The organism is Methylocystis sp. ATCC 49242 (genome assembly GCF_000188155.2).
GTDB lineage: Bacteria > Pseudomonadota > Alphaproteobacteria > Rhizobiales > Beijerinckiaceae > Methylocystis.
The window spans coordinates 3,410,992-3,430,498 of record NZ_KE124774.1 but is presented as its reverse complement, the minus strand read 5'-3'; the positions used below and the strand labels follow the sequence as shown (position 1 = coordinate 3,430,498).

General features: G+C 68.7%; 26 protein-coding genes and 1 tRNA gene. All 27 read left to right on the top strand.

The features are described from left to right. Positions 1-90 precede the first annotated feature (90 nt). The 27 genes from MET49242_RS18825 to MET49242_RS18695 all read left to right on the top strand — a co-directional run bounded on the left by MET49242_RS18825 (position 91) and on the right by MET49242_RS18695 (position 19,507). Entirely contained in the window at positions 91-1,089 is a 999-nt protein-coding gene (locus MET49242_RS18825; RefSeq protein ID WP_036285265.1) for a phage protease, read from the top strand. 26 nt (positions 1,090-1,115) lie between these two features. Continuing rightward, the gene (locus MET49242_RS18820) at positions 1,116-1,490 is read left to right on the top strand and encodes a DUF2190 family protein (RefSeq protein ID WP_036285262.1); all 375 of its coding nucleotides are present in this window, start codon (positions 1,116-1,118) and stop codon (positions 1,488-1,490) included. A gap of 35 nt (positions 1,491-1,525) precedes the next feature. Beyond that, positions 1,526-2,491, top strand: a complete 966-nt coding sequence (locus MET49242_RS18815) for a hypothetical protein (RefSeq protein WP_036285260.1) — start codon at positions 1,526-1,528, stop codon at positions 2,489-2,491. Positions 2,492-2,557: 66 nt separating this feature from the next. Next, positions 2,558-2,788 carry a hypothetical protein gene (locus MET49242_RS18810; protein WP_036285258.1) on the top strand — a complete coding sequence of 77 codons (231 nt, stop codon included), beginning with the start codon at positions 2,558-2,560 and terminating at the stop codon, positions 2,786-2,788. 6 nt (positions 2,789-2,794) lie between these two features. After that, positions 2,795-2,871, top strand: a tRNA-Met gene (locus tag MET49242_RS18805). A gap of 141 nt (positions 2,872-3,012) precedes the next feature. Continuing rightward, the gene (locus MET49242_RS18800) at positions 3,013-3,477 is read left to right on the top strand and encodes a phage protein Gp36 family protein (protein ID WP_036285256.1); all 465 of its coding nucleotides are present in this window, start codon (positions 3,013-3,015) and stop codon (positions 3,475-3,477) included. Next, positions 3,477-3,959, top strand: coding sequence for a phage virion morphogenesis protein (locus MET49242_RS18795; RefSeq protein ID WP_036285254.1), 483 nt, complete (start codon positions 3,477-3,479; stop codon positions 3,957-3,959). Before MET49242_RS18800 ends, MET49242_RS18795 begins: the two co-directional genes overlap by 1 nt. Further along, positions 3,956-4,477: a hypothetical protein gene (locus tag MET49242_RS18790; RefSeq protein WP_036285252.1), complete on the top strand. Its 522-nt coding sequence runs from the start codon at positions 3,956-3,958 to the stop codon at positions 4,475-4,477. The genes MET49242_RS18795 and MET49242_RS18790 overlap by 4 nt, the downstream gene beginning before the upstream one ends. Beyond that, entirely contained in the window at positions 4,474-5,103 is a 630-nt protein-coding gene (locus MET49242_RS23540; RefSeq protein WP_051134313.1) for a phage baseplate assembly protein V, read from the top strand. Before MET49242_RS18790 ends, MET49242_RS23540 begins: the two co-directional genes overlap by 4 nt. Before the next feature lie 8 nt (positions 5,104-5,111). After that, positions 5,112-5,339, top strand: a complete 228-nt coding sequence (locus MET49242_RS18780) for a hypothetical protein (RefSeq protein ID WP_144259692.1) — start codon at positions 5,112-5,114, stop codon at positions 5,337-5,339. A 12-nt stretch (positions 5,340-5,351) separates the two neighbouring features. Beyond that, a complete protein-coding gene (locus tag MET49242_RS18775) occupies positions 5,352-5,747 on the top strand; it encodes a GPW/gp25 family protein (RefSeq protein WP_036285247.1) in 396 nt (131 codons plus the stop codon). Beyond that, entirely contained in the window at positions 5,744-6,688 is a 945-nt protein-coding gene (locus tag MET49242_RS18770; RefSeq protein WP_036285245.1) for a baseplate J/gp47 family protein, read from the top strand. The genes MET49242_RS18775 and MET49242_RS18770 overlap by 4 nt, the downstream gene beginning before the upstream one ends. Continuing rightward, a complete protein-coding gene (locus tag MET49242_RS18765) occupies positions 6,685-7,290 on the top strand; it encodes a phage tail protein (protein WP_036285242.1) in 606 nt (201 codons plus the stop codon). The genes MET49242_RS18770 and MET49242_RS18765 overlap by 4 nt, the downstream gene beginning before the upstream one ends. Next, positions 7,287-8,828 (top strand): phage tail protein, encoded by a 1,542-nt coding sequence (locus MET49242_RS18760; protein ID WP_036285239.1) that lies wholly within the window; start codon positions 7,287-7,289, stop codon positions 8,826-8,828. Before MET49242_RS18765 ends, MET49242_RS18760 begins: the two co-directional genes overlap by 4 nt. A 6-nt stretch (positions 8,829-8,834) precedes the next feature. Further along, the gene (locus tag MET49242_RS18755; RefSeq protein ID WP_036285236.1) at positions 8,835-9,290 is read left to right on the top strand and encodes a hypothetical protein; all 456 of its coding nucleotides are present in this window, start codon (positions 8,835-8,837) and stop codon (positions 9,288-9,290) included. Continuing rightward, the gene (locus tag MET49242_RS18750; protein ID WP_036285234.1) at positions 9,290-9,709 is read left to right on the top strand and encodes a hypothetical protein; all 420 of its coding nucleotides are present in this window, start codon (positions 9,290-9,292) and stop codon (positions 9,707-9,709) included. Before MET49242_RS18755 ends, MET49242_RS18750 begins: the two co-directional genes overlap by 1 nt. Next, entirely contained in the window at positions 9,706-11,487 is a 1,782-nt protein-coding gene (locus MET49242_RS18745) for a hypothetical protein (protein WP_036285231.1), read from the top strand. Before MET49242_RS18750 ends, MET49242_RS18745 begins: the two co-directional genes overlap by 4 nt. Before the next feature lie 16 nt (positions 11,488-11,503). After that, a complete protein-coding gene (locus tag MET49242_RS18740; RefSeq protein WP_036285228.1) occupies positions 11,504-11,959 on the top strand; it encodes a hypothetical protein in 456 nt (151 codons plus the stop codon). Between the two features lie 4 nt (positions 11,960-11,963). Continuing rightward, positions 11,964-13,697 (top strand): hypothetical protein, encoded by a 1,734-nt coding sequence (locus MET49242_RS23535; RefSeq protein ID WP_051134312.1) that lies wholly within the window; start codon positions 11,964-11,966, stop codon positions 13,695-13,697. Between the two features lie 11 nt (positions 13,698-13,708). Further along, positions 13,709-14,131 carry a hypothetical protein gene (locus MET49242_RS18725; RefSeq protein ID WP_036285222.1) on the top strand — a complete coding sequence of 141 codons (423 nt, stop codon included), beginning with the start codon at positions 13,709-13,711 and terminating at the stop codon, positions 14,129-14,131. Positions 14,132-14,315: 184 nt separating this feature from the next. Further along, positions 14,316-15,599 (top strand): hypothetical protein, encoded by a 1,284-nt coding sequence (locus MET49242_RS18720; protein ID WP_036285220.1) that lies wholly within the window; start codon positions 14,316-14,318, stop codon positions 15,597-15,599. A gap of 10 nt (positions 15,600-15,609) precedes the next feature. After that, a complete protein-coding gene (locus MET49242_RS18715; RefSeq protein ID WP_036285217.1) occupies positions 15,610-16,140 on the top strand; it encodes a phage major tail tube protein in 531 nt (176 codons plus the stop codon). After that, positions 16,137-16,571 (top strand): phage tail assembly protein, encoded by a 435-nt coding sequence (locus tag MET49242_RS18710; RefSeq protein WP_036285215.1) that lies wholly within the window; start codon positions 16,137-16,139, stop codon positions 16,569-16,571. Before MET49242_RS18715 ends, MET49242_RS18710 begins: the two co-directional genes overlap by 4 nt. Positions 16,572-16,636: 65 nt before the next feature. Beyond that, complete coding sequence (locus tag MET49242_RS25600) at positions 16,637-16,774, top strand: hypothetical protein (protein WP_158497326.1); 138 nt, start codon at positions 16,637-16,639, stop codon at positions 16,772-16,774. Next, on the top strand, positions 16,767-18,887 hold the full coding sequence (locus MET49242_RS18705) for a phage tail tape measure protein (RefSeq protein WP_036285211.1): 2,121 nt from the start codon (positions 16,767-16,769) through the stop codon (positions 18,885-18,887). The genes MET49242_RS25600 and MET49242_RS18705 overlap by 8 nt, the downstream gene beginning before the upstream one ends. Before the next feature lie 3 nt (positions 18,888-18,890). Beyond that, positions 18,891-19,304: a phage tail protein gene (locus MET49242_RS18700; protein WP_036285209.1), complete on the top strand. Its 414-nt coding sequence runs from the start codon at positions 18,891-18,893 to the stop codon at positions 19,302-19,304. 5 nt (positions 19,305-19,309) lie between these two features. Next, positions 19,310-19,507, top strand: a complete 198-nt coding sequence (locus MET49242_RS18695) for a tail protein X (protein WP_192815631.1) — start codon at positions 19,310-19,312, stop codon at positions 19,505-19,507.

Genomic DNA, 19,507 nt, shown 5'->3' with positions numbered 1-19,507 from the left:
CGTCCAGGGCTTTCAATACCCTTTTAACGTCGATTTTATCTGAAGGGGTCGCGCGCGGTTCGCGCTTGCGCCTCTCGGGGCGGGCCGAACATGTTCGGGGCCATTGCTCCCGGCCGGCAATTGCATCTTGCCGACATGCAGACCGCTTCGCAAGCCGATTTCGCATTTCACGCTCTGGCCGCCGTGCTTCCCGAAAGCGACGCGCCGCCGGAGTGGATCACGATCTTCGCAAAGCGCGGTCGCGTCGACACCCGTGACGGGAGGTCTTTCGATGTAGACCCCGAGCTGCTCGTCTCCCGCTTCAATGCGGACGGCGTCGACCTGCCGGTCGACGTCAATCACGCCACGCATCACGCCGCGCTCACCGGCTCCCGCGCCGACGCGATCGGCTGGATCAGGGAGCTTCGCGTCGACGGCGGCGCGTTGCAGGGCCGCGTCGAATGGCTCGACGAAGGCAAGGCGCTGCTCGCGGCGCGGAAATACCGCTTCGTCTCCCCCGACTTTTTCCACACGCCGGAGCGCAGGCCGACATGGCTGCGATCGGTCGCGCTCGTCACGGCCCCGGCGCTCGGCAATCAGAAGGCGCTCGCCGCCGCATCCTCCCAGGAGAACATGATGGACAAACTCGCCAGCGCGCTCGGCGTCACGGCCGGCGCCAATGAGGCCGCCATGCTGACGGCTCTCGAAGCCGGCTTCGTGGAGAAGAAGGTTCACGACGAAACGCTGGCGCAGCTCGCCGCGACGTCGAAGGAGCTTTCCGACATCAAGGCCGCGGGCCGCAAGGCGCAGGTCGACGCGCTGCTCGAGGACGCGGTGAAGGGAAAGAAGATCGTTCCCGCCGAGCGCGAGCATTATGCGCGGCTCTGCGCCACCGACGCCGGCCTGGAGACGGTGAAGGCGCTGCTCTCGGCGAAGACGCCCGTGCTCTCCGGCTCCGGCCTCGACGACAAGAAGCCGCCGGAGGGCGGCGGCGTCCCGACCGGCGCGCAGCTCGCCGCTGAAGCGCGCGGCCTCGTCTCCGCCGGCAAGGCTCCCGACTTCATGTCCGCCATGGCGGCCCTCGAAGCCAAATATCAGGCCACGGCCTGACCTCCGCTAACGACAGGACTTAAGCGATGAGCGCCAGCCCCTGCTTCAAGAGCTTCTCGATCACCGCCGCCGCAGCGGCGAAGACGATCGTCAAATACACATCGAACCGCGGCGAGGTCGCGCCGGCGACGGCGGCGACCGACAAGATCGCGGGCGTCATCGACATGGGCGCGACCGGGGCCGGACAGATGGTCGACGTCGCCATCGACGACGTCCACGAGGTCACGCTGGGCGGCACGGTCGCCGCCGGCGACCCGCTCACGTCGGACGCCAACAGCAAGGCTGTCGCGGCGACCTTCACCTCCGGCCAGATGAAGCACGTCATCGGCTTCGCGCTCGTTTCGGGCGTCGCCGGTGACGTCATCCCCTTCCAGGTCTCCAAGGGCGTCATCGCCGGCTGACCGGCTGACGCCCCTCTTTCGCAATCGAGGCAATCATGGCTGCTCCTGCTCGCCCCTTCGTCGTCAACCCGGTGCTCACCGGCTATGCGATCGGCTATTCCAACCCCGACCTCACGCTCATCGCCGACCAGGTGCTGCCGCGCGTGCCGGTCGCTGGCGAAAGCTTCAAATGGCTTGAATACCCTCTGGCCGAAGGCTTCTCGCTCCCCGACACCAAGGTCGGACGCAAGGGCCGCGTTCCGCTCGTCGAATTCAGCGCGATCGAGCAGAATGGCGCCGTCGACAGCTATGGCCTCGGCGACGTGATCCCCAATTCCGACATCAAGGCAGCCGAGGCGCAGCGCCGCGCCGGCATCTCCAGCTATGACCCGCGCGCGCATGCCGTGAACTGGCTCACCAATCTGCTCATGCTCGACCGCGAGGTCCGCGTCGCGGCCATGATGCAGAATACGGCCAATTACGCCCCGGCGCGCATCACCGCGCTCACGGGAACTGCCCGCTTCGAGGACTATGCGAACAGCGACCCGATCGGCGTCATCAACGCCGCGCTCGACTCGACGCTCATCTATCGGCCGAACACGGTCACGATGGGCTTTGCGGTGTGGCAGAAGCTGCGCTCGCATCCCAAGCTCGTGAAGGCCATCGCTAACAGCTATTCCGGCGAGGGCATGATCACGCGCAAGCAGTTCGCCGACTTCTTCGAGATCAAGAACCTCTTCGTCGGCGAGGGCTGGGTGAACACCGCGCGCAAGGGGCAGGCGGCCAGTCTCCAGCGCGTGTGGGGCAAGCACATCTCGCTCACTTACATCGACCGCGCGGCGCGCCCCGACGGCGGCGTGACGTGGGGCCTCTCGCCCCAGTTCGGCGAGCGCATCGCGGGCTCGGTCATGGACTCGGACGTCGGCCTGGAGGGCGGCGAGGAAATCCGCGTCGGCGAGAAGATCACCGAGCTGGTGATGGCCAAGGACGCGGGCGCGCTCATCACCAATGCGGTGAGCTGATCGCTCCAATAAACCGCGCGCCCGGACGTCGGGCGCGCATCTTTCCTTCAAGCATCGAGACGCATCATGGCCAGAACAGATCAGGGCGCCGCGACGACGGCCGAACAGGGCGCGACGTCCCCCGCCGAGCCGGCGGCCGAAACGAAAGCGGCCAAGGAGAAGACGCAGGAATTCGCCGCCGTCTTCAAGGTCGTCGCGAGCGCGGGAACCTTCGCGCCGGGCGAGAAGGCGAAGCTCACCCGCGCCGAATGGGAGACGCTCTCCGCTCTCGGCGCGATCGAAGGCGAGTGGAAGTGAGTTTTCTGCGGGGTAGAGCAGCCCGGTAGCTCGGCAGGTTCATACCCTGCAGGTCGCTGGTTCAAATCCAGCCCCCGCATCCAGTTTCGTCCGCAATGCCGTGCAGCGCCCGGTTCTGGCTTCGCCTTTATCGGGAGCGGGCGTGAGACCCGCCGGACGATCCCGCTAGCGCAGCGGCAAGCGCCAAGCCGGTGGAAGGCCGGCGCCCCATCCCGCGAGACATCATGGCCGCCACACCTTTCGCCACCATCGACGACGTGCAGGCCCGCTATCCCAACGAGGCGCAGCTCGTCTGCGCCGACGAGGCGACGCGGCTGCCGGACTGGGCGCGCTTCGACGCCGCCCTCGCCGACGTGTCGATGGAAATCCGCATCATCCTGCAGGGCCGCTACACGCGCGCGCAGATCGACGATCTCGACGAGGAGTCGCTCGGCGCGCTGCGTCTCTTCGCCATCGACATGGCCATGCATCGCGTCGCTCTCTCCTTCGCGCGCGGCTCGGAGGAGATGAAGGCGCGCTACGACACCGCCGTCGCGCGGCTCGAAGGCATCGTGAAGGGCCGCGGCGGGCTCACCTTCCTTTCCGGCGGCGGCTCGGTCGACGGCGCGACGCCGACGACGTCGCCGGGCGAAGCCATCGTCATCGCGCCGCCGCGCCAGTTCACCCGCGACAATATGGGGGGCTGGTGATGGACATCGGCGTCCGCATCGAGATCGACATGGCCGATCTGGCGCGCGTCAACGCGCTCGTCACGCGGCTCACGGAATTCGACGCGGGCGAGCTGGTCGCGGAGATCGTGGACCTCGGCGAAAACCAGACGCGCAAGCGCATCGAGAGCGGCGGCCCCGGCCCCGACGGCGAAGCCTGGCCGCCGAACCTCACCGGCACGCCGATCCTCATGCGTACGGGCGACCATCTGCGCTACTACGTCGCCTCCTCGTCGTCGGGGAGCAGCGGCGAATGGGGCGACAGCTGGGAATTCGCTCACGTCCATCAAGATGGCGCGACCATCACGCCGAAAAACGCGGAGCGGCTGGCCTTCATGCTCGGGCCTAAACGCGTCTTCGCGAAAAGCGTGACGATCCCGGCGCGCCCCTTCGTCGGCGTCTCGGCCGATGACGCGCGGGAAATCGAAGAACTCGTCACCGACTTCATGAGGGCGATGCTGTGACCGCCTTCACCCGCGCCTCACTTATCGATCAGGCCCGCGTCCATGCGCTGCGCGACGCGATCGTCGCCGCCCTCGCCGCGCGCTTCGCCGACATCGAGGTGAAGGCGCATTACGGCAAGCTCGACATCTCCGACGTGATGAAGAAGGGCGTCTTCAACGCGCCCGGCGTCTATGTCGCCGCGACGCGCATCCTGCCCGACGGGCGGCTCTCGGGCGCCGACGATTTCGAGGCGCAGATGACCGCCTATGTCGTCGCCGAGGATCTGATGGTCGCGGGCCGCCGCGTCGAGCGCGACGAGATGGCGCTCGCGATCTGCGAAGGGCTGCTGAAGGCGCTCACCGACGACGATTTCGCGCGCTGGGGCGTCGAGAACATCGGCGAAGCCCGCGAGGCAAGCGCCGCCCCGCTCTTCACCGCGAGGGATTTCGCGCAGGGCTGCGTCTATTACGCCGTGACGTGGAAGCAGACGCTCTACGCCGTCGCCGACGCGTCCTTCTTCACGGGAGACGACGCATGAGCCTCGCCGCGCAGGAGCTTCGCCGCGCGCGCCGCGAGCTGGTGCGGGTCAATCGCCGGCTCGCCCTCTCGCATGTCGAGGGCATTGTCGCCGAGCGCGACGAAAAGAAGTGGAAGGTGCGGCTCGAGATCGGCCGCGACGAGGACGACAAGCCCATCCTCTCGCCCTGGATGAAGCCGCATTCGAACAGCGCGGGCGCCTATAAATATTCGCCGCCGCTCCCGGCCGTGGGCGACCGCATGCGCATGATGAGCCCCTCGGGCATTGTCGGCGCGGCCTCCTACGCCGTGCCCTCCGCCTTCGACGACGAGCTGAAGCGGCCCCAGCAGGACAAGGACGAGAGCGCGCGCGAATACGACAAGACGCGCATCTCGCAGAAAAAGGACTCGCTCGCCCTCACGACCGAGAAGACCTCGATCGCGCAGTCGAAAGAGGATGTGAGCGTCACGGCCGAGAAGGACATCAGCGTCAAGGCCGACAAGAAGGCATCGATCGAGGGCGAGGAGGCGCGTCTCAAGGGCAAGACGAGCTACGTCCACGGCGACAGCATCGACAAGATCAAATTCATCGTCGGCGGGCAGGCCTTTCGCATTCGCGAGGAAGCCCTGCTGCCGACCAGCGCGTGAGAAGAACCATGAGCGAGAAGAAGACCTACGTCACCACCGAGCGCGCCGGCTTCGTCGTCGCCGGCCATCGCATCCCGCCCGTCTATGAGGAGGGCAAGCCCGCGCGCCCGACGGTCGGCCACGAGCTGCGTCTCACGGACGCCGAGGCCGAATATGAGCTGGCCCAGCAGACGATCGTCCTCGCCCAGCCGCGCGCAAAAAAAAACGCGCCCGAAAGCAGCTCTGAAAGCGCCTGAAAGGGCCGTTGAATGATCCGCTACCGCACCGGGATTTCGTCGACGACGGGCGCTCCGCTCTCCGGCTATGCGCATCTCGCGCAGTCGCTCGACAAGATCATCATGACGATCCCGACCGAGCGCGTCATGCGGCTCGACTTCGGGCTCGACCCGGCGCGGCGGCTCGGCCGCAACATCTCGCCGCAGCTCGCGGCGCATCTCTATCGCAACCTCGTGACCGCTATCCATAAATGGGAGCCGGAGTTCCGCATCGTGCGCATGCAGCTCGTCTCGGTCGACCGGACGGGCGGCCTCGCGATCTATCTCGAAGGGCGTTACTTCCCCGAGGGGCGCTACGGCAATTACGCCGTCGAGGAGCCGGCCAATTTCAACATTCCGCTCGCCCTCATCAAGCGGGGCGCGGCATGACGATCCTCGCGACCCGCCGCTTCGATCCCGTCAACCCGGCCGCCGTCGCGACGCCAGCGGCGCTGGAGACATGGACCTTCGAGGCCATTCTCGCCGCGCGGCTCGACACCTTCCTGCGATACTGGAACGCGGCCCACGGCGACGATCCGGGGGCGCCGGAATTCACGGTCGCCCTGCTCGAAAGCGACCCGGCCGTCATCCTCCAGCAGGTCGACGCCTTTCGCGAGGGGCTCGTGCGCCAGCGCGTCAACGAGGCGGTGCTGGCGACGTTTCTGCTCTTCGCCAAGGGCGCCGATCTCGACGCGCGGGCCGCCGAATACAACACCATTCGCGCGCCGGGCGAGAGCGACGCGTCGCTGCGTCTGCGCGCCATCCTCGCCTGGGAGAACCTCTCCATCGGCGGCTCCTATGGCGGCTATGAATATCAGGCGCGCTCGGTCGCGCCGGTCGATATTCTCGACGTCGCGGTCTATGGGCACGAGGCGCCCGGCGTGCCGAAGGGCGAGGTGCATATCGTCGTGCTCGGCAATTCGCCGCTCGGCCGCACGCCGCCCGCGCTGCTCGATCGCGTGCGCGCGCGTTTCGCGTCGCGCGACGCGCGCAAGGTCAATGACAAGATCGTCGTGCGCGCGGCGCGGATCGTCCCCTATGAGGTCGACGCGACGCTGGTGCTGCCCGGCGGCGCGGACGCGCAGGTGGTGCGCGACGCGCAATATGCGGCGGTCCAGAAATATGCGGCCATGCGCCGGCTCATCGGCGGCTCGGTGACGCCCTCGGGCCTCTTCGACGCAATCGGCCACGACGACCCGCGCGTGGTGCTGGGCGTCGAGATGCGCGCGCCCTTCACGACATTCAACCCGGCCAACCCGCCCGTCATCGGCGGCGGCCATTTCGACGCGCCGGTCTGCACGGGCATCCGGCTCAACTGGCGGGCGGCATGAGCGACGAACCGGACGACCTCCTGCCCGGCAATGCGACAGCCTGGGAGCAGGCGCAGTCGAAAACCTCGGCGCGCATTCTCGACACCGACACGGCCGTCATTCGCCGCGAGCGCGACCCCGCGCGGTGCGACGCCGCCTTCCTGCCGTTCCTCGCGGCCGAGCGCAGCGTGCACCAATATGCCGGCGGGCTCGCCGCGAAGCGCGCGCGCACGGCCGAGAGCTTCGACGATCATCTCGCCTATGGCACGCCCGCGAAACTCGAAGAGGAGATTGCGCGGGACACGGGGCAGGAGGTTCGCATCGTCGAATATTTCGAGGACCGCGAGCTGGAATGGCCTGATATCATCGTCGAGAGTCTCGTCTATCCCGGCGAGGAGCCGCCGAACCTCGACGCCGTGATGCGCTCGGTCATGCGCCGCAAGAATGTGCGCGACTGGCCGGCGAAGGTCCGCCCGCATTACCGCAACTCCAACGGCAATCTCTTCCACGGCTCCGCGAGCTTCTTCTCGGTGCGCATCCGCACCGTCGAGCCGCGCAGTCGCAACCTCTTCCACGGCGCGGGCGCGCGCTTCCTCCCGCAGATCAGGATCAATCCGCAATGACGCTGCCGACGATCAGCACGGTGGTGGTCTCGACCAAGGCCACGCAGCATTACCTCAATCGCATCGCCGCCGCGCAGGCGGGCGGGACGCCGGTCAATTTCACGCAGGGCGAGGTGATCGTCGGCGACGGCAATGGCGAGATCCCGCTCATCTCCGCCCTCCTCGCCGCCGGCGGCGTGATCCACGAGGTCGGGCGCGGCTCATGGGTGCAGGGCGTCACGGTCAACCCGACCGACGCCGCCCAGGTCGACATCCTCTGCGTCGTGCCGGCGGTGGACGGGAGCGGCGAGGAGATCGGCCCCTTCTGGGTGACGGAATACGCCATCACCGACGAAAACGGCGACGTCTGCCTCGTGGGCACGACGGCCATGGCGAAATTCGTCTCGGCCAATGGCGGCCTCTCCGATCTCGCATGGATCGCGGCGGAGAAGGTCTCGAACGGCAATGTCATCCTCACGCCGCCCAGCGCAGCCTTCGCGACGATCCTCGACGTGATCCTGATGATCAACGCGCATCATCCGCGCGTGCAATTGCCGCTCGAACGCGTCGACACCATGCTGTCCAACGGCTGGCTCGACGTGCTCTATCGCATCCGCGCCGCGACCTCCGCTCTCACCGGCTATGGGCGGCAGGCGACGGACGCGGAATTCGCGGCCGGGCAGGCGGCGGCGGGGCCGGGCGTGTTTCAGTTCCCGTGGCCGTCCATCCAGCAGGTCAAGAACGCGATCCTCACCTATGCATCGGGCGTCGGCGTGCGCGTCGCGGAAAACCGCACGGTCAATCTCGACTATGAGCCGCTCGCGACCACGACCCCCGCTCTCACCGACATCGTCGCGCTGCTGCGCCCGGCCGTGGGGCAGACGCCGGCAAGCTACAAGAAGTTCACGCTCGCCTCGCTGCGCGACCTCTTCACCCCCGACCTCTCGCGCGCCTTCTCGGCCTACAAGACGCCGGGCAATTTCAACTATGCGACGCCGACATGGTCGCGCGCGATCTTCTACATCGCTTGGGCCGGCGGCGGCGCGGGCGGGCGCGGCAACAATGGCGGCGCGGGCTCGGGCGGCGGCGGCGCGGAATGCCGCTTCGGCGTGCTCGTCGCGGGCGTTGACTATGATCCGGGCGACGTGCTGCCGGTCGCGATCGGCGCGGGCGGGCAGCCCAGCCCCAACAATGGGGGCGACGGCGCGCCGGGCGGCAGCACCTCCATCGGCTCGCTCGTGCTGGCCATAGGCGGCGATGGCGGCATCGGCTCGGCGACGGCGACCTATGCGCCCGCCGTCGACGGCGGAACCGGCGGCCTCGGCGGCTTCGGCGTGCCGGGCGGCAAGAGCGGCAAGGGCGCGCCCTGGCAGGCCGGCGCGGGCGGCGCGTCCTTCTGCATGCCGCCGAGCCTCACGCATTTCATCTCGTCGCAGACCGAAGGCAGCCCCGGCGAATTCTACGGCGGCGGCGGCTCCGCCTCCGGCGCGACCTTCGGCCTCTTTCCGCAGGCCGGCGCCGGCAAGCACGGCGCGGCCCTCCTTCTCGCAATCGGGTGATCTGAGATGTTTGCACTGATCATGAACGGCGCGGTCCGCGAGCTTTTCGACGAGCGTCCCGCATGGGCCGACGTCGAGGGATATGACGTTCGCGACGTGACGGGCGTCGAGGGGATCGTGATCGGCTCGCGCCCGCTCGACGGCGGCGGCTGGGCGGCCCCGGCCCCGCGCGCGCAGGCGGCCTTCGCCCCGGGCTTCGTCAAGGCGATGTGCGCGCAGCGCATCCTCGCGGTCGCGGATGAGGTGGCCCAGCGCAACATGGCCTCCGCCGCCGCCGCCGGCTGGCCCGGCGAGGCGGACGCGGAAGCCGCGCAGGCGGCCTTCGTCGCGGGCGTCGAATGGGTTGCGGCGATGCGAGCCGTCTGCGCCACCCTCATCGCGGAGGAGGACGCGACCTATGGCCTCAATTCGCACTGGCCGCCGTGCCCGGCCGAGGCCGCCGCCCTCGCCGCGAGGTTCTGATGGCGGCGCCGCTCCAATATGCCTGGACCGTCGTGCAGGGCGAGACGCTCGACCTCACGATCGACGTGCCGATGGACTACGCCGTCGAAGGCGGGGGCTCGGCCCCGGGCCCGGGCGGAGCCGAGACGCCCGAGAGCGATGGAAGCGTCTTTGAAATCGCCTTCAAGCGCGTTCGCGGCGACGTTCAAACCTTCCTGCGCTTCTCCTCCGCCTATTCGGTCCCGAACCTCACCCTCGGGGCCTATGAGGAAGGGAAGCTCTCCCTCTCCTTCAGCGCTGCCGAGGACGAAATCCGCCAGGCCCCGGCCGGCGACTATGTCGGCGACCTTATCCATGTGCGCCCGCGCGGCGGTCCCTTCGGCCCGGCGCGGAGCCGCGTCGCCATCATCACCCTCACCATTCAGGGAGCCACTGCGTGATCCGCCGTCTCGCCACGCTCGTTTTTCTCGGTCTCGCCACGGCTGCGCAGGCCGGCGGCTACACCAACGCGCCGACCTTCCCGAACAGCATCACGCCGCGCGGGCCGAAGGGCGATCAGGGCTGCTCGGTGCTGCCGACGACGGGCGCGCCCGCCCCGTCATTCGGCCGCGATTGCGACTGGGCCTTCGACGCCGCGGCCGGCAAGGTGTGGGGCCCGAAAGCCTTGGGCCAGTGGGGCGCGCCGCTCACCATGAGCCCGGTGCTGCTGGCGCAGGGCTTCGCCAATCGCGCCCGCGTCGACCGCGACGGCGCGGCGACCGCCCGCGCGGCGGCGGAGCTGGCGCGCAACCAGGCGCAGACGGCGGCCACGGCGGCGGCGACGTCAGCGTCGCAGGCGCTGGCCCTCTTCGGCCCGGTCACGACGATCGGCACGAGCCTTTTCCCGCAGATCCTCGGCCGCGTCGTGCGGACCGGCGATCTCACGGCGGGCTCGACGACGATCGACAATATCGACACGACGGGCCTCAACATCGGCGACGAGGTGACGGGCGGAAAGAGCGTCACGGTCTCGGGCAACAGCTACACGCTCGTCGTGCCGGGCTGCATCGTGCCGCATGGCGTGGCGCGCAATCAGATCGTCGCCAAGACGTCGACGAGCATCACGATCACCTGCGCCGCCGTATGGACGCCCGCCGGCCCGCCGGCCCCGCCCGGCATGTCGGCCCCGGCGGATACGCAGACGGCGAACCTCAACATCCGCCGCGACATGTATTCGTCCACGTCGACGGTGCGCGTGAACACGCTCGGCGCGCAGGCCGCCTATATCGGCGGCGCGTCGAAGGACGGCGCGAACTGGCTCAACGGCTATTTCTCGGGCTTCGTCGGCAATAATCCGCAGACCTCGTCGCCGCTCATCGTGACGGGCCTGCCGGGCGGCATCGGCGGGCCGATCTTCGCGCATCGATCGAGCGACGGCGCCGTGCAGGACAATCATGTGCTGCGCCTCTTCAATGTCGGCGACGACAAGGCCATCAATGGCGAAGACGTGCATTTGTGGAGCCTCTACGGCGTCACATTCGCAATGCCCGCGGCGGACGGCCCGACCGCGCAGGCGACATTCGGCGAGTTCGAAATCTACAATGGCTGGGGCGCGCATCGCATCGCCCCTCACACGGCAAATTTCGCGCATGTGACGACGACGTTGACGCTCGGCTGCGGCGGCGGTTCGGCGGGCGGCGACGAATGCTCGGGCGCGCTCTACATCTTCAACAACAGCACCCCCTTCCTCGCTGGCATCGTGTTCCGCGACGGTTCGCTGTCGACGTCTCTCGACGGGACGGGGCTCGGCTATGCGCTCGACATGCCGACGTCGGCCATCAGCGGCAAGGCCAATGCGTCGCTCCATTGGAGCGGCCCGGCGGGCGCGAACGCCGGCGACATCTACTCGGACGGCGAGAACCTGTTCCTGCGCGTGGCCGCGTCGCACAGCGGTTTTCTCAGCACCTATAACGGCGGCAATCTTTACCTCTGGAACGCCGTCCGCTTCGGGCCGCAGATCGACAACGCCCGCACGCTTGGATCGAGCTTCGCGCAATGGTCGACGATCTACGGCCACAACATCGTCATCGACACCAGCATCACCGCTCCCGTCGCCGCCAATGGAAGCGTCGCCACCACGCTCGGCTCGGTCGGGCCGGCGGGCGCGCACGCGAGCGTGCAGGAGTGGATCGTGATCAAGGGCACGGGCGGCGCGAACCGCTATGTGCCGGGCTTTTAACCAAAGGAGCAAATGCATGATGCGTAAACTGATGATCGTCCTCGCCTGCCTCGCCCCCATGTTCGCGCAGGCTGCCGAGAAGAAGAGCTTCACGCTCTCGGTCAATGAGATGCTCGATCTGACCGACGCCCTCGGTAAGCTCGATGGCGCGACGGTGGCGGTGGAGGACGGCGCGAAGAAGAGCGCCGTGCCGCAGGCGTTCAAGTTCAGCGTCAATGTCCGTCTCGCCATCGCCGAGAATATCGAGGCCCTGCGCGACGCGCTGCGCGCCCCGCAGGCGACGATCATGAAGTTGCGCGCGACCGAGACGGACGCGACCCGCGCCGCCGTGATGGAGCAGCTGATCGCGCTGGGGAGCGAGACGAAGGAGGTGACGCTCTACACGCTCACGCCCGAAGAACTGGCGCTCGAAGAGAACAAGGAAATCCGCGTGAGCACGCTCGCGAGCCTGCGCGTGCTGATGAAGAAGTGACGTCATGAAGCTCATCGCCCTCGCCCTCGCCGTTATCGTCGCGCTCGTCGCGGGGCCGCTGCGAGCGTCGGCGCCCGCGCCGGTGGAGGTGAGCGCGGTCAACAACGCCAACCTCGCGCGCTCCATCACCGTCGCCATGCCGGGCTACGACATGCCGCCGGCGGGCGTGTTCCGGCTCGATCTGCGCCGCCGGCCGGACGCGCCGCTCGATCATTCCTGGTCGACGGCCATCGGCAATCTGCGCGTGACGGCGGTGGACGCGCCGGCCAAGCGCGTCGTGCTCACGCTGCTCGCCTCGCAGGCGGAGATGCAGGCGCTCTCGGGCGCCTATGTCGCCGATCTGGTCTACGCCGATGGCGGCGAGAGCGCGAACCTCGGGTCATTCGCCTGGAACATCCGCAAGGGCGTGACGCAGACCCCGCCGCCGCCCGCGCCGGCGTGGGACGATCTGCCGGCCTGGGGGCCGGTGGAGGACATCGCCGGGGCGAGCCAGCAGACCGTGATGACCATGCTCGCGCGCGGCCAGCGCGGCCCGCAGGGCGAGCCGGGCCCGGCGGGGCCGCAGGGGCCTGCCGGCGCGCAGGGGCCCGCTGGTCCGCAGGGCGCGGCTGGCGCGGCTGGGCCGGTGAACACGCTGACGATCGGGACCGTGACGACCGGCGCGGCGGGCTCATCCGCCGCGGCGACGATTACGGGCGCCGCCCCGAACCAGACGCTGAGCCTCACCATCCCGCGCGGGGATGCTGGCCCGGCGAACACGCTGACGATCGGCACGGTGACGACCGCCGCGCCGGGTTCGGCGGCGGCGGCGACGATCACCGGGACCACGCCGAACCAGACGCTCAATCTCGTGATCCCGAGGGGCGACGCGGGCGCGGCGGGGACCTATACGATCGGCGCGGGGCTCACGCTGTCGGGCTCGACGTTGTCGCTCGGCGATGGGGCGTCGCTGGCCTATGCGAGCGGCGCTCTCAAACTGACGTCGTCCCTCTCGCTGGGCGGCTCGCTTGCGAGCCCGAATGCGACGATTTACGCGCCTGCGCCGAATGTCACTGAGTTGCGCAACGGCGCCAACGCCCAGCGCCTGATCGTCTACGCCTCCTACACCGACGCCGCGAATTACGAGCGCGGCGTCTTCGACTGGCAGGCGACCGCTAATGTCCTGCGTATCGGAACCGAAAAGGGCGGAACGGGGCTGGCGAGGAACATCCAGTTTGTAGTCGGTGGCGAAAATGCACTCGGTATGCAGCCAGGTGCAATTACACTGGGTAAAACTGGCTTCAGCGGGTCTCAAATAATAGCGACGGCGACAAGTCAATATTCGATGGCAGCCTGGATTGGCCTTCGAGATGACACGAACATTGCACTTTCGGGCAATAAGCAAGGTGTGAAAAACAACTCTGCTGGAATTTCTGGCTTCGGCGTGAGTTCCTCCGCGGGATACATCTGGACGGGCACTTCTGAATTTTATGGCGCGGTAGACACCGCGCTTGGTCGAGTCACAACCGGGGTGGTGAAGATCGTTAGCGGCGCTAGCGCTAACGGCTTTGGCGCCATCGTCACCACTCCAACTACCGTCGCCTCTCTGCCATCCGCTGCGACTGCCGGTGCCGGCGCGAGAGCATTCGTCACCGACGCGACGGGCACCCTCGCCGCTGACCACGGCGCCATTGTTACCGGCGGCGGCTCAAATAAAGTGCCGGTCTACAGCGACGGCGCAAACTGGCTCATCGACTAACAGGAGACCCCATGCGCTTCTTTAGGCTTCTCGCCTTCGCCCTCGCCTTCGCCCTCGCCGCCCTGCCGGCGCTCGCCGGCTCGCTGCAGCTCACGAGCCAGATCGGGGCGCAGCCGCCGACGACCATCACGGTCAATGTGCCCGACGCCGACATGGGCCGCATCGTCGCCGCCTATGCCGCCGCCTATTTCCCGAACGGCGTGGAGGCGAGCCCGGCGGTCGACTGCCACGAGATGCTCGCCAGCGACCCGCCGCAGCCCTGCACGCCGACGCCCGCCGTCATGCGCCCGCCGACCGGCGAGGAGCTGATGCGCGCGATCTCGCAGGGGCTGATCAACGGCATGATGACCTATGTCGTGAGCTATGAGCAGGCGCAGGCCGCCGAGGCCGCCCGCGCCGCCGTCGCGCCGATCACGGTGACGCCGGCGCAGTAGCTTCGCGCCGCTTCATCCGAAAAGCGCCGCGCAGCTTTTTCTTCGCGCCGCTGCATCCGAAAACCGCTTCGCACTTTTCGGCGCGGCGCGGGCAAGCGGGCCGAATGCGTTCGGGGGCAATGTTTTCAGGGGGCAAACGTAGCTTGAAGCTCTCTCAAGGGCGCGTCAAGCGAGGATTTGCTCAATGCCAGCGACCACCCCGAACGTCGGCGTAAGGACGTTTCTCGACAGGATCGACAAGGTCCCGTTCCTCATCGCCGACATGTCGACCATCGGCGGCGTGTTCACGCCCGGCACGGGCATCGACCGCGCGAAGTTCCCCGTCGACACGCCGGTCCATTTCACTACCGACGATGCGGACATGATCGCGGCGGCCGGCACGGGCACGCTGAAGCAGACGATCGACGCCTGCATCGCCTCCGGCGTCGTCGCCTCCATCGTCGCGGTCGTGCCGGACATTCTGGCCGACGACACCGTCGTGCAGTCGATGACCAAGATGGTCGGCGACGCCACCGCCAAGACGGGCGCGTGGGCGCTGCTCGAGGCGCAGGCCGAGACGGGCTCGGTTCCCGACATCCTCATCGCCCCCAACTTCTCGTCTCTGCGGCCGGGGAACGCCGCCAACCCCATCGTCACCGCCTTCGACGCCATCTGCGAGCGGCTCATCACGCCGGTCGTGGTCGCCGACACGCCCTCCGCCGACAAGACGGTCGCCGTCGAATGGGCGGCCGACTGGGCGGACACTCTCAACGTCATCCCCGTCGGCCAGGGCGTGCGCGTCTCGCTCAATGGTTTGCCGATCACGCGTGCGGCGTCGCCCTATGTCGCGGCGCTGATGGTGAAGACCGACAAGGCCATGGGCGGGCCCTATTACAATCCGGGCAATCAGCCGCTCATGGGCATTCTCGGACCCTCGCGCGCCGTGAGCGTCAATATCTCCGACCCCGACAGCGAGGCCAACTGGCTGCTGCAGCGGGGCGTCAACAGCATCGTGCAGCTCGAAAAGAACCGCACCTCGCGCAGCGTGAACTCGCCGCAAGGGAAAATCTTCTGGGGCTTCTTCAACAGCAGCGACGATCCGCTGTGGCGCATGATCAATGTCGTGCGCACGCGCAAGGCGATCCGCGAAGTGATCCCGCGCACGCTGGTCAAATACATCGGCAAGAACATCGGCTCGCATCTCGCCGTCGTGCTGCGCCAGAGCGTGCTCGACTTCCTCGGCGAGCTGGCGTCGCTTCCGGAGCCCGCGATCCTGCCGGGCTACGAGGTGCGCTGGGACCGCGACCTCAATTCGAACGCCGTCATGCGCGTCGGCGGGCTCGTTTTCTCCGCCTATTGGGAGGAGAGCCCGGCGCTCGTCGATCTGCAGATCTACACCGGCCGGCGCGAGGCGAGCTTCGACATTCTCGCCACCGAAATTCAGGCGGCGATGGCGCAATACAACGTCACCGGCCAGCTGACCGTCTGAGGAGGGCTCCATGGATTACATCGTCCGAGGCGGGAACTGGTATTTCGACGCGCTCAACGCCTGGCGCGTGCTCGACGAGGTGACGCTCCCCGAGCTGACCTTCAACACCGAGGACTTCGTCCCCGGCGGCCACAACATGGCAGTCGCCTGGCCGGAGGAGATGCAGCCGCTCAAGGCGACCATCAAGCTCAAGAGCGACGACCCGCGCGTGCGCGGGCTCTGCGGGCGCGAGCCCGGCGCCTATGTGACTGCGACCTATTACGAGAACCTGCGCAGCTTCCGCGACGGGACGAACCGCGGCCGCGTCATCCTTCTCAAGGGGCTGCTCAATTCGGTGAAGCCGGACGCGCGCAAGGGCGTGAAGGCGAGCGGCACCGAATATGAGTTTTCGACCATCGTGCGCTACGAGGACGTGACGGGCGGCGCGGTGACGCATCGCTTCGACCAGTTCGCCGGCCCCGGCGCGACGATCGTCGGCGGCGTCGCCCTCTTCGCCGAGATGGCCACGAACCTCGCGATCAGCGGAGGGACGGCGCTTTGAGCCCGCGTTCAAACTCTCTTGAAGGCGCCCCGAAAGCCGATTTTTCGGCCTTCCCGCTCCCGCCCGAGGGAACGGAGGGCGAGGCGCCCGGCGCGCCCGCCCGCGCCGACGCCCCGGAGGAGGCGGCCGCGCTCGACTTCCTCGACCCCGCCGCCATGAGCGCGACGGTCGACCTCGCCTTCCCCTTCCGTCTCGACGGGCGCGAGGTCCGCATGGTGACGATCCGCCGCCTCTCCTTCGGCGAGGCGCTGCGCCTGTCGGAGCGGGCGCAGGCCGCGGGGCGCGCCGTGACCAACATGGACTTCTTCGCCGCCATGACCGGCCTGCCGGCGGCGGTGATCCGCGGCATGGAGGCCGGCGACGCCGACAGGCTGACGGACGCCTGCCTCCCTTTCTTGCCCCGCGCCGGGGAGGACAGCGCCTCCACATAGAGCCGGGCGAGCTGCGCCGAGTCGGCCTGCTGGCCTGCCGATTTCTGCACGAGCCGTGGTCGCGCGTGCTGCGCCTGCCGCTGGGCGAGGTGATCCTCGGCGTGTTCGAGGGGCAGGAGATCGAGGCCGAGGAGGGCGCGGGGGCGCAGATCAGGGCGCTCGACGCGCTCGTCCAATCTCTGACAGGTGGCGGCAATGGCTGATCTCGACGTCGCGGTAAGGCTCAAATTCCTCACGCAAGGGCAGGATCAGCTCAAGGGCGCGGCGCGCGCCCTCAATGATTTCGGCAAGGCGAGCGCAAAGCTCTCGGGCTCCGCCTCCGGCCGCTTCTCCGGTTCGCTGACCAGGGCGTGGACGGCCTCCGCAAAGCTCGGCGGGGCGCTGGACAAGAGCGCCTCCGCCGCCGCGCGCACGGCCGGGGCGCTCAACCGCATCGGCGCGGAGGCGCGCGACATCGACCGCACGCGGGCCGCCGTGGACCGGCTGGCGAAATCGACGACGGCGGCCGACCGCAGGCTGCGCGACGCGCGCGGTCGCTTCGCCGGCGGCGGCGAGGGCCTCGGCGCGGGCGCGGCTGTCGCGGCCGGGGCCGCCGGCGGCGCGACGGCGCGGCGGCGCCGGGCGATGAAGGAGGGGCTCGCCGAAGCGGCATCGCGCCTCTCCCCCGAGGGCTATCTCATCGGCGCGGGCGGCGCGGTGATCGCCGGGGCGGCCATCGGCGCGACGGCGGCGACGGGGCTCGGCGCGGCGGCGCTGGCGACGCGCGAGGCCATCTCGCGCAACAAGGCCTTCGCGGAAATCCAGAAGAAGGTGAACCTCGACGCCGGCCAGAGCTGGGAAGACCTCGACCGCAAGGTCGCCAAGGTCTCGACCTCGATCGGCATGAGCTATGAGCAGGCGGCGGCGATCTTCGCCCAGGGCGGGCAGGGAAACGTCGCGACCAAGGACCTCGAAGGCTTCGCCATGCTCGGCGCGAAGGTCGCCACCGCATGGGACATCGGCGCGAAGGAAGCCGCGCAGATGCTGACCGAGGTGAAGGGCCAGACGCGATGGAACAATCGCGAGCTGGAGACCTTCGCCGACAAGGTGAATTTTCTGGGCGACATTTCGGCGGCGGCCGAAAAGGACATCGGGGTGATGTGGCAGCGCGCCTCGGCGGGCGCAAAGGCCGCGGGCGTCACCTATGACGACGCCATGGTGGCGATGACCGCGCTGCGCGGCGTCGGCATGCAGGACGAGGTGGCGGCGCGCTTCTTCGGCCAGTTTTCCTCGAAGCTGCGCCGCGCCTCCACGCTCTCCAAGGACGCGCAGGCGGCCTTCAAGGAGCTTGGGCTCTCCGCCGAAGGCGTCGAGCAGGGCATGCAGGCCAATGCGCTGCAAACCATGGTCGATCTGCTGGACCGGCTCGGCAAGGCCAAAAACCCGGTCAAGATCGCCAACGACATCGGCGGCGGCGAATGGTTCGACGAAATCCTGCGCATGAAGGAGGCGCTGCCCGAACTCATCCGCCTGCGCGACGCGCTGGCCAAGGGCGGCTTCGACGGCTCGATCCAGAAGGCCATGGACATCGACCTCGGCACCACCGAGGCGAAGCTCAACAGGCTGAAGCAGGCGCTGCTCGACATTGCGGCGCAGGCGGCCAAGCCGATCGTGCTGCCGTGGCTCGACAGCGTCTCCGACAAATGGGCGGCCGCCGCCAACCGCTGGCGCGAGGCCACGCAGCGCTCGGCCGCGACGCGGGCCATGGCGACGCCCGTGGGCGAGTCGGTTTCGGCCTATGAGACGCGGCTGCGGCTCAACCGGGCTCCCGCGCCGAAGCCCATGTTCCAGCAGATCGAGGGCGCGTCGCCGCATATCGACGTGAAGCAGATCGACACGGCCGTCGCCGACGGCGTGGCCAAGGCGAACAGCCTCTATGACGCCCTGCAGAAGCTCTCGACGACAGTGACGCCCGGCGTGAACATCGGCCCGGCCTCGGCCGCGATGGACGCGCTCGTCGCCAAGGCGCAGGCGACCGGGGCGGCGGTGCGGGCGGCTCTTTCGAGTTTCGGCGCGCCGGGCGCGGCCATCCGCGTCGGCCCCTCGCTCACCGGCGGGCGGGGCGCCGGCGGCTCGACGGGCGGGGGCGCTCCGGCGGCTCCGGCCGCGACGACGCCGGGCAAGCAGGCCCGCGCCGGCGGGCGCGGCGGCGTGCAGATCGCGCAGGCGCATTTCCACGGCGTGCGCGACGCCCGCTCCATGTATCGCCAGCTCGCCGCGCTGGAGGCCCGCCGCATCCGCTCGTCGCGCGACGCCGCGTTGCATGATCTGGCCTGACCCATGTCGCAGCCCCTCGCCCTCATCGGAGCAGCGACCTGCGAGGTCATCGGGATAAGCCCGATGGGCTTCGCGGAGACCATGGAGGCCAATTGGGCGCGGCACATGGTCTTCGACAGCGAGCCCTATTACCAGCCGGTCGGCGGCGGCGAGCACCGCGAGACGCTGCATCTCGCCTGCCGGCCGCATGTGATGGGCGGGCTCGACAATTACCGCGCCCTGCAGCGCGCCTGCCGCGAGCGCCGGCCCGTCCCCTTCATCCGCATGAGCGGCCTCGTCGGCGGCTATCAGGGCCTCGTCGCGGTCGAGACGGTCTCCAAGGAGGAGCAGCGCATCGCCCCCGACGGCATGGGCTGGCGATGGGAGTTCACGGTCGAGCTGCTCTATGTGGGCGAGACGGCGGGAGGCGTGTTTTGAAGCGCATGATCACCGAGCCGCTGCGGCTCGACATTCTGGCCGCCGAGACGATGGGCAAGGCCGGCGACGGGGCTTTCGAAGCCCTTTTGAACGCCAATCCGGGGCTCGCCGACGGCGGCCCCTATCTGCAGGCGCCGCGCGAGGTTGAAATCCCCGCGCCGCCCGCGCCGCCGGCGGTCCCGACCGTCAACCCGTGGGAGTGA

Excerpts from the sequence above, each read along its gene's own strand:
- MET49242_RS18740 (WP_036285228.1), top strand. The coding sequence starts at position 11,504 with ATGATGCGTAAACTGATGATCGTCCTCGCCTGCCTCGCCCCCATGTTC.
- MET49242_RS18765 (WP_036285242.1), top strand. The coding sequence starts at position 6,685 with ATGAGCGACGAACCGGACGACCTCCTGCCCGGCAATGCGACAGCCTGG.
- MET49242_RS18820 (WP_036285262.1), top strand. The coding sequence starts at position 1,116 with ATGAGCGCCAGCCCCTGCTTCAAGAGCTTCTCGATCACCGCCGCCGCA.
- MET49242_RS18760 (WP_036285239.1), top strand. The coding sequence starts at position 7,287 with ATGACGCTGCCGACGATCAGCACGGTGGTGGTCTCGACCAAGGCCACG.
- MET49242_RS18695 (WP_192815631.1), top strand. The coding sequence starts at position 19,310 with ATGATCACCGAGCCGCTGCGGCTCGACATTCTGGCCGCCGAGACGATG.
- MET49242_RS18825 (WP_036285265.1), top strand. The coding sequence starts at position 91 with ATGTTCGGGGCCATTGCTCCCGGCCGGCAATTGCATCTTGCCGACATG.
- MET49242_RS18705 (WP_036285211.1), top strand. The coding sequence starts at position 16,767 with ATGGCTGATCTCGACGTCGCGGTAAGGCTCAAATTCCTCACGCAAGGG.
- MET49242_RS18720 (WP_036285220.1), top strand. The coding sequence starts at position 14,316 with ATGCCAGCGACCACCCCGAACGTCGGCGTAAGGACGTTTCTCGACAGG.
- MET49242_RS18815 (WP_036285260.1), top strand. The coding sequence starts at position 1,526 with ATGGCTGCTCCTGCTCGCCCCTTCGTCGTCAACCCGGTGCTCACCGGC.
- MET49242_RS18800 (WP_036285256.1), top strand. The coding sequence starts at position 3,013 with ATGGCCGCCACACCTTTCGCCACCATCGACGACGTGCAGGCCCGCTAT.
- MET49242_RS18780 (WP_144259692.1), top strand. The coding sequence starts at position 5,112 with ATGAGCGAGAAGAAGACCTACGTCACCACCGAGCGCGCCGGCTTCGTC.
- MET49242_RS23535 (WP_051134312.1), top strand. The coding sequence starts at position 11,964 with ATGAAGCTCATCGCCCTCGCCCTCGCCGTTATCGTCGCGCTCGTCGCG.
- MET49242_RS18775 (WP_036285247.1), top strand. The coding sequence starts at position 5,352 with ATGATCCGCTACCGCACCGGGATTTCGTCGACGACGGGCGCTCCGCTC.
- MET49242_RS23540 (WP_051134313.1), top strand. The coding sequence starts at position 4,474 with ATGAGCCTCGCCGCGCAGGAGCTTCGCCGCGCGCGCCGCGAGCTGGTG.
- MET49242_RS18770 (WP_036285245.1), top strand. The coding sequence starts at position 5,744 with ATGACGATCCTCGCGACCCGCCGCTTCGATCCCGTCAACCCGGCCGCC.
- MET49242_RS18725 (WP_036285222.1), top strand. The coding sequence starts at position 13,709 with ATGCGCTTCTTTAGGCTTCTCGCCTTCGCCCTCGCCTTCGCCCTCGCC.
- MET49242_RS18750 (WP_036285234.1), top strand. The coding sequence starts at position 9,290 with ATGGCGGCGCCGCTCCAATATGCCTGGACCGTCGTGCAGGGCGAGACG.
- MET49242_RS18795 (WP_036285254.1), top strand. The coding sequence starts at position 3,477 with ATGGACATCGGCGTCCGCATCGAGATCGACATGGCCGATCTGGCGCGC.
- MET49242_RS18715 (WP_036285217.1), top strand. The coding sequence starts at position 15,610 with ATGGATTACATCGTCCGAGGCGGGAACTGGTATTTCGACGCGCTCAAC.
- MET49242_RS18810 (WP_036285258.1), top strand. The coding sequence starts at position 2,558 with ATGGCCAGAACAGATCAGGGCGCCGCGACGACGGCCGAACAGGGCGCG.
- MET49242_RS18755 (WP_036285236.1), top strand. The coding sequence starts at position 8,835 with ATGTTTGCACTGATCATGAACGGCGCGGTCCGCGAGCTTTTCGACGAG.
- MET49242_RS18700 (WP_036285209.1), top strand. The coding sequence starts at position 18,891 with ATGTCGCAGCCCCTCGCCCTCATCGGAGCAGCGACCTGCGAGGTCATC.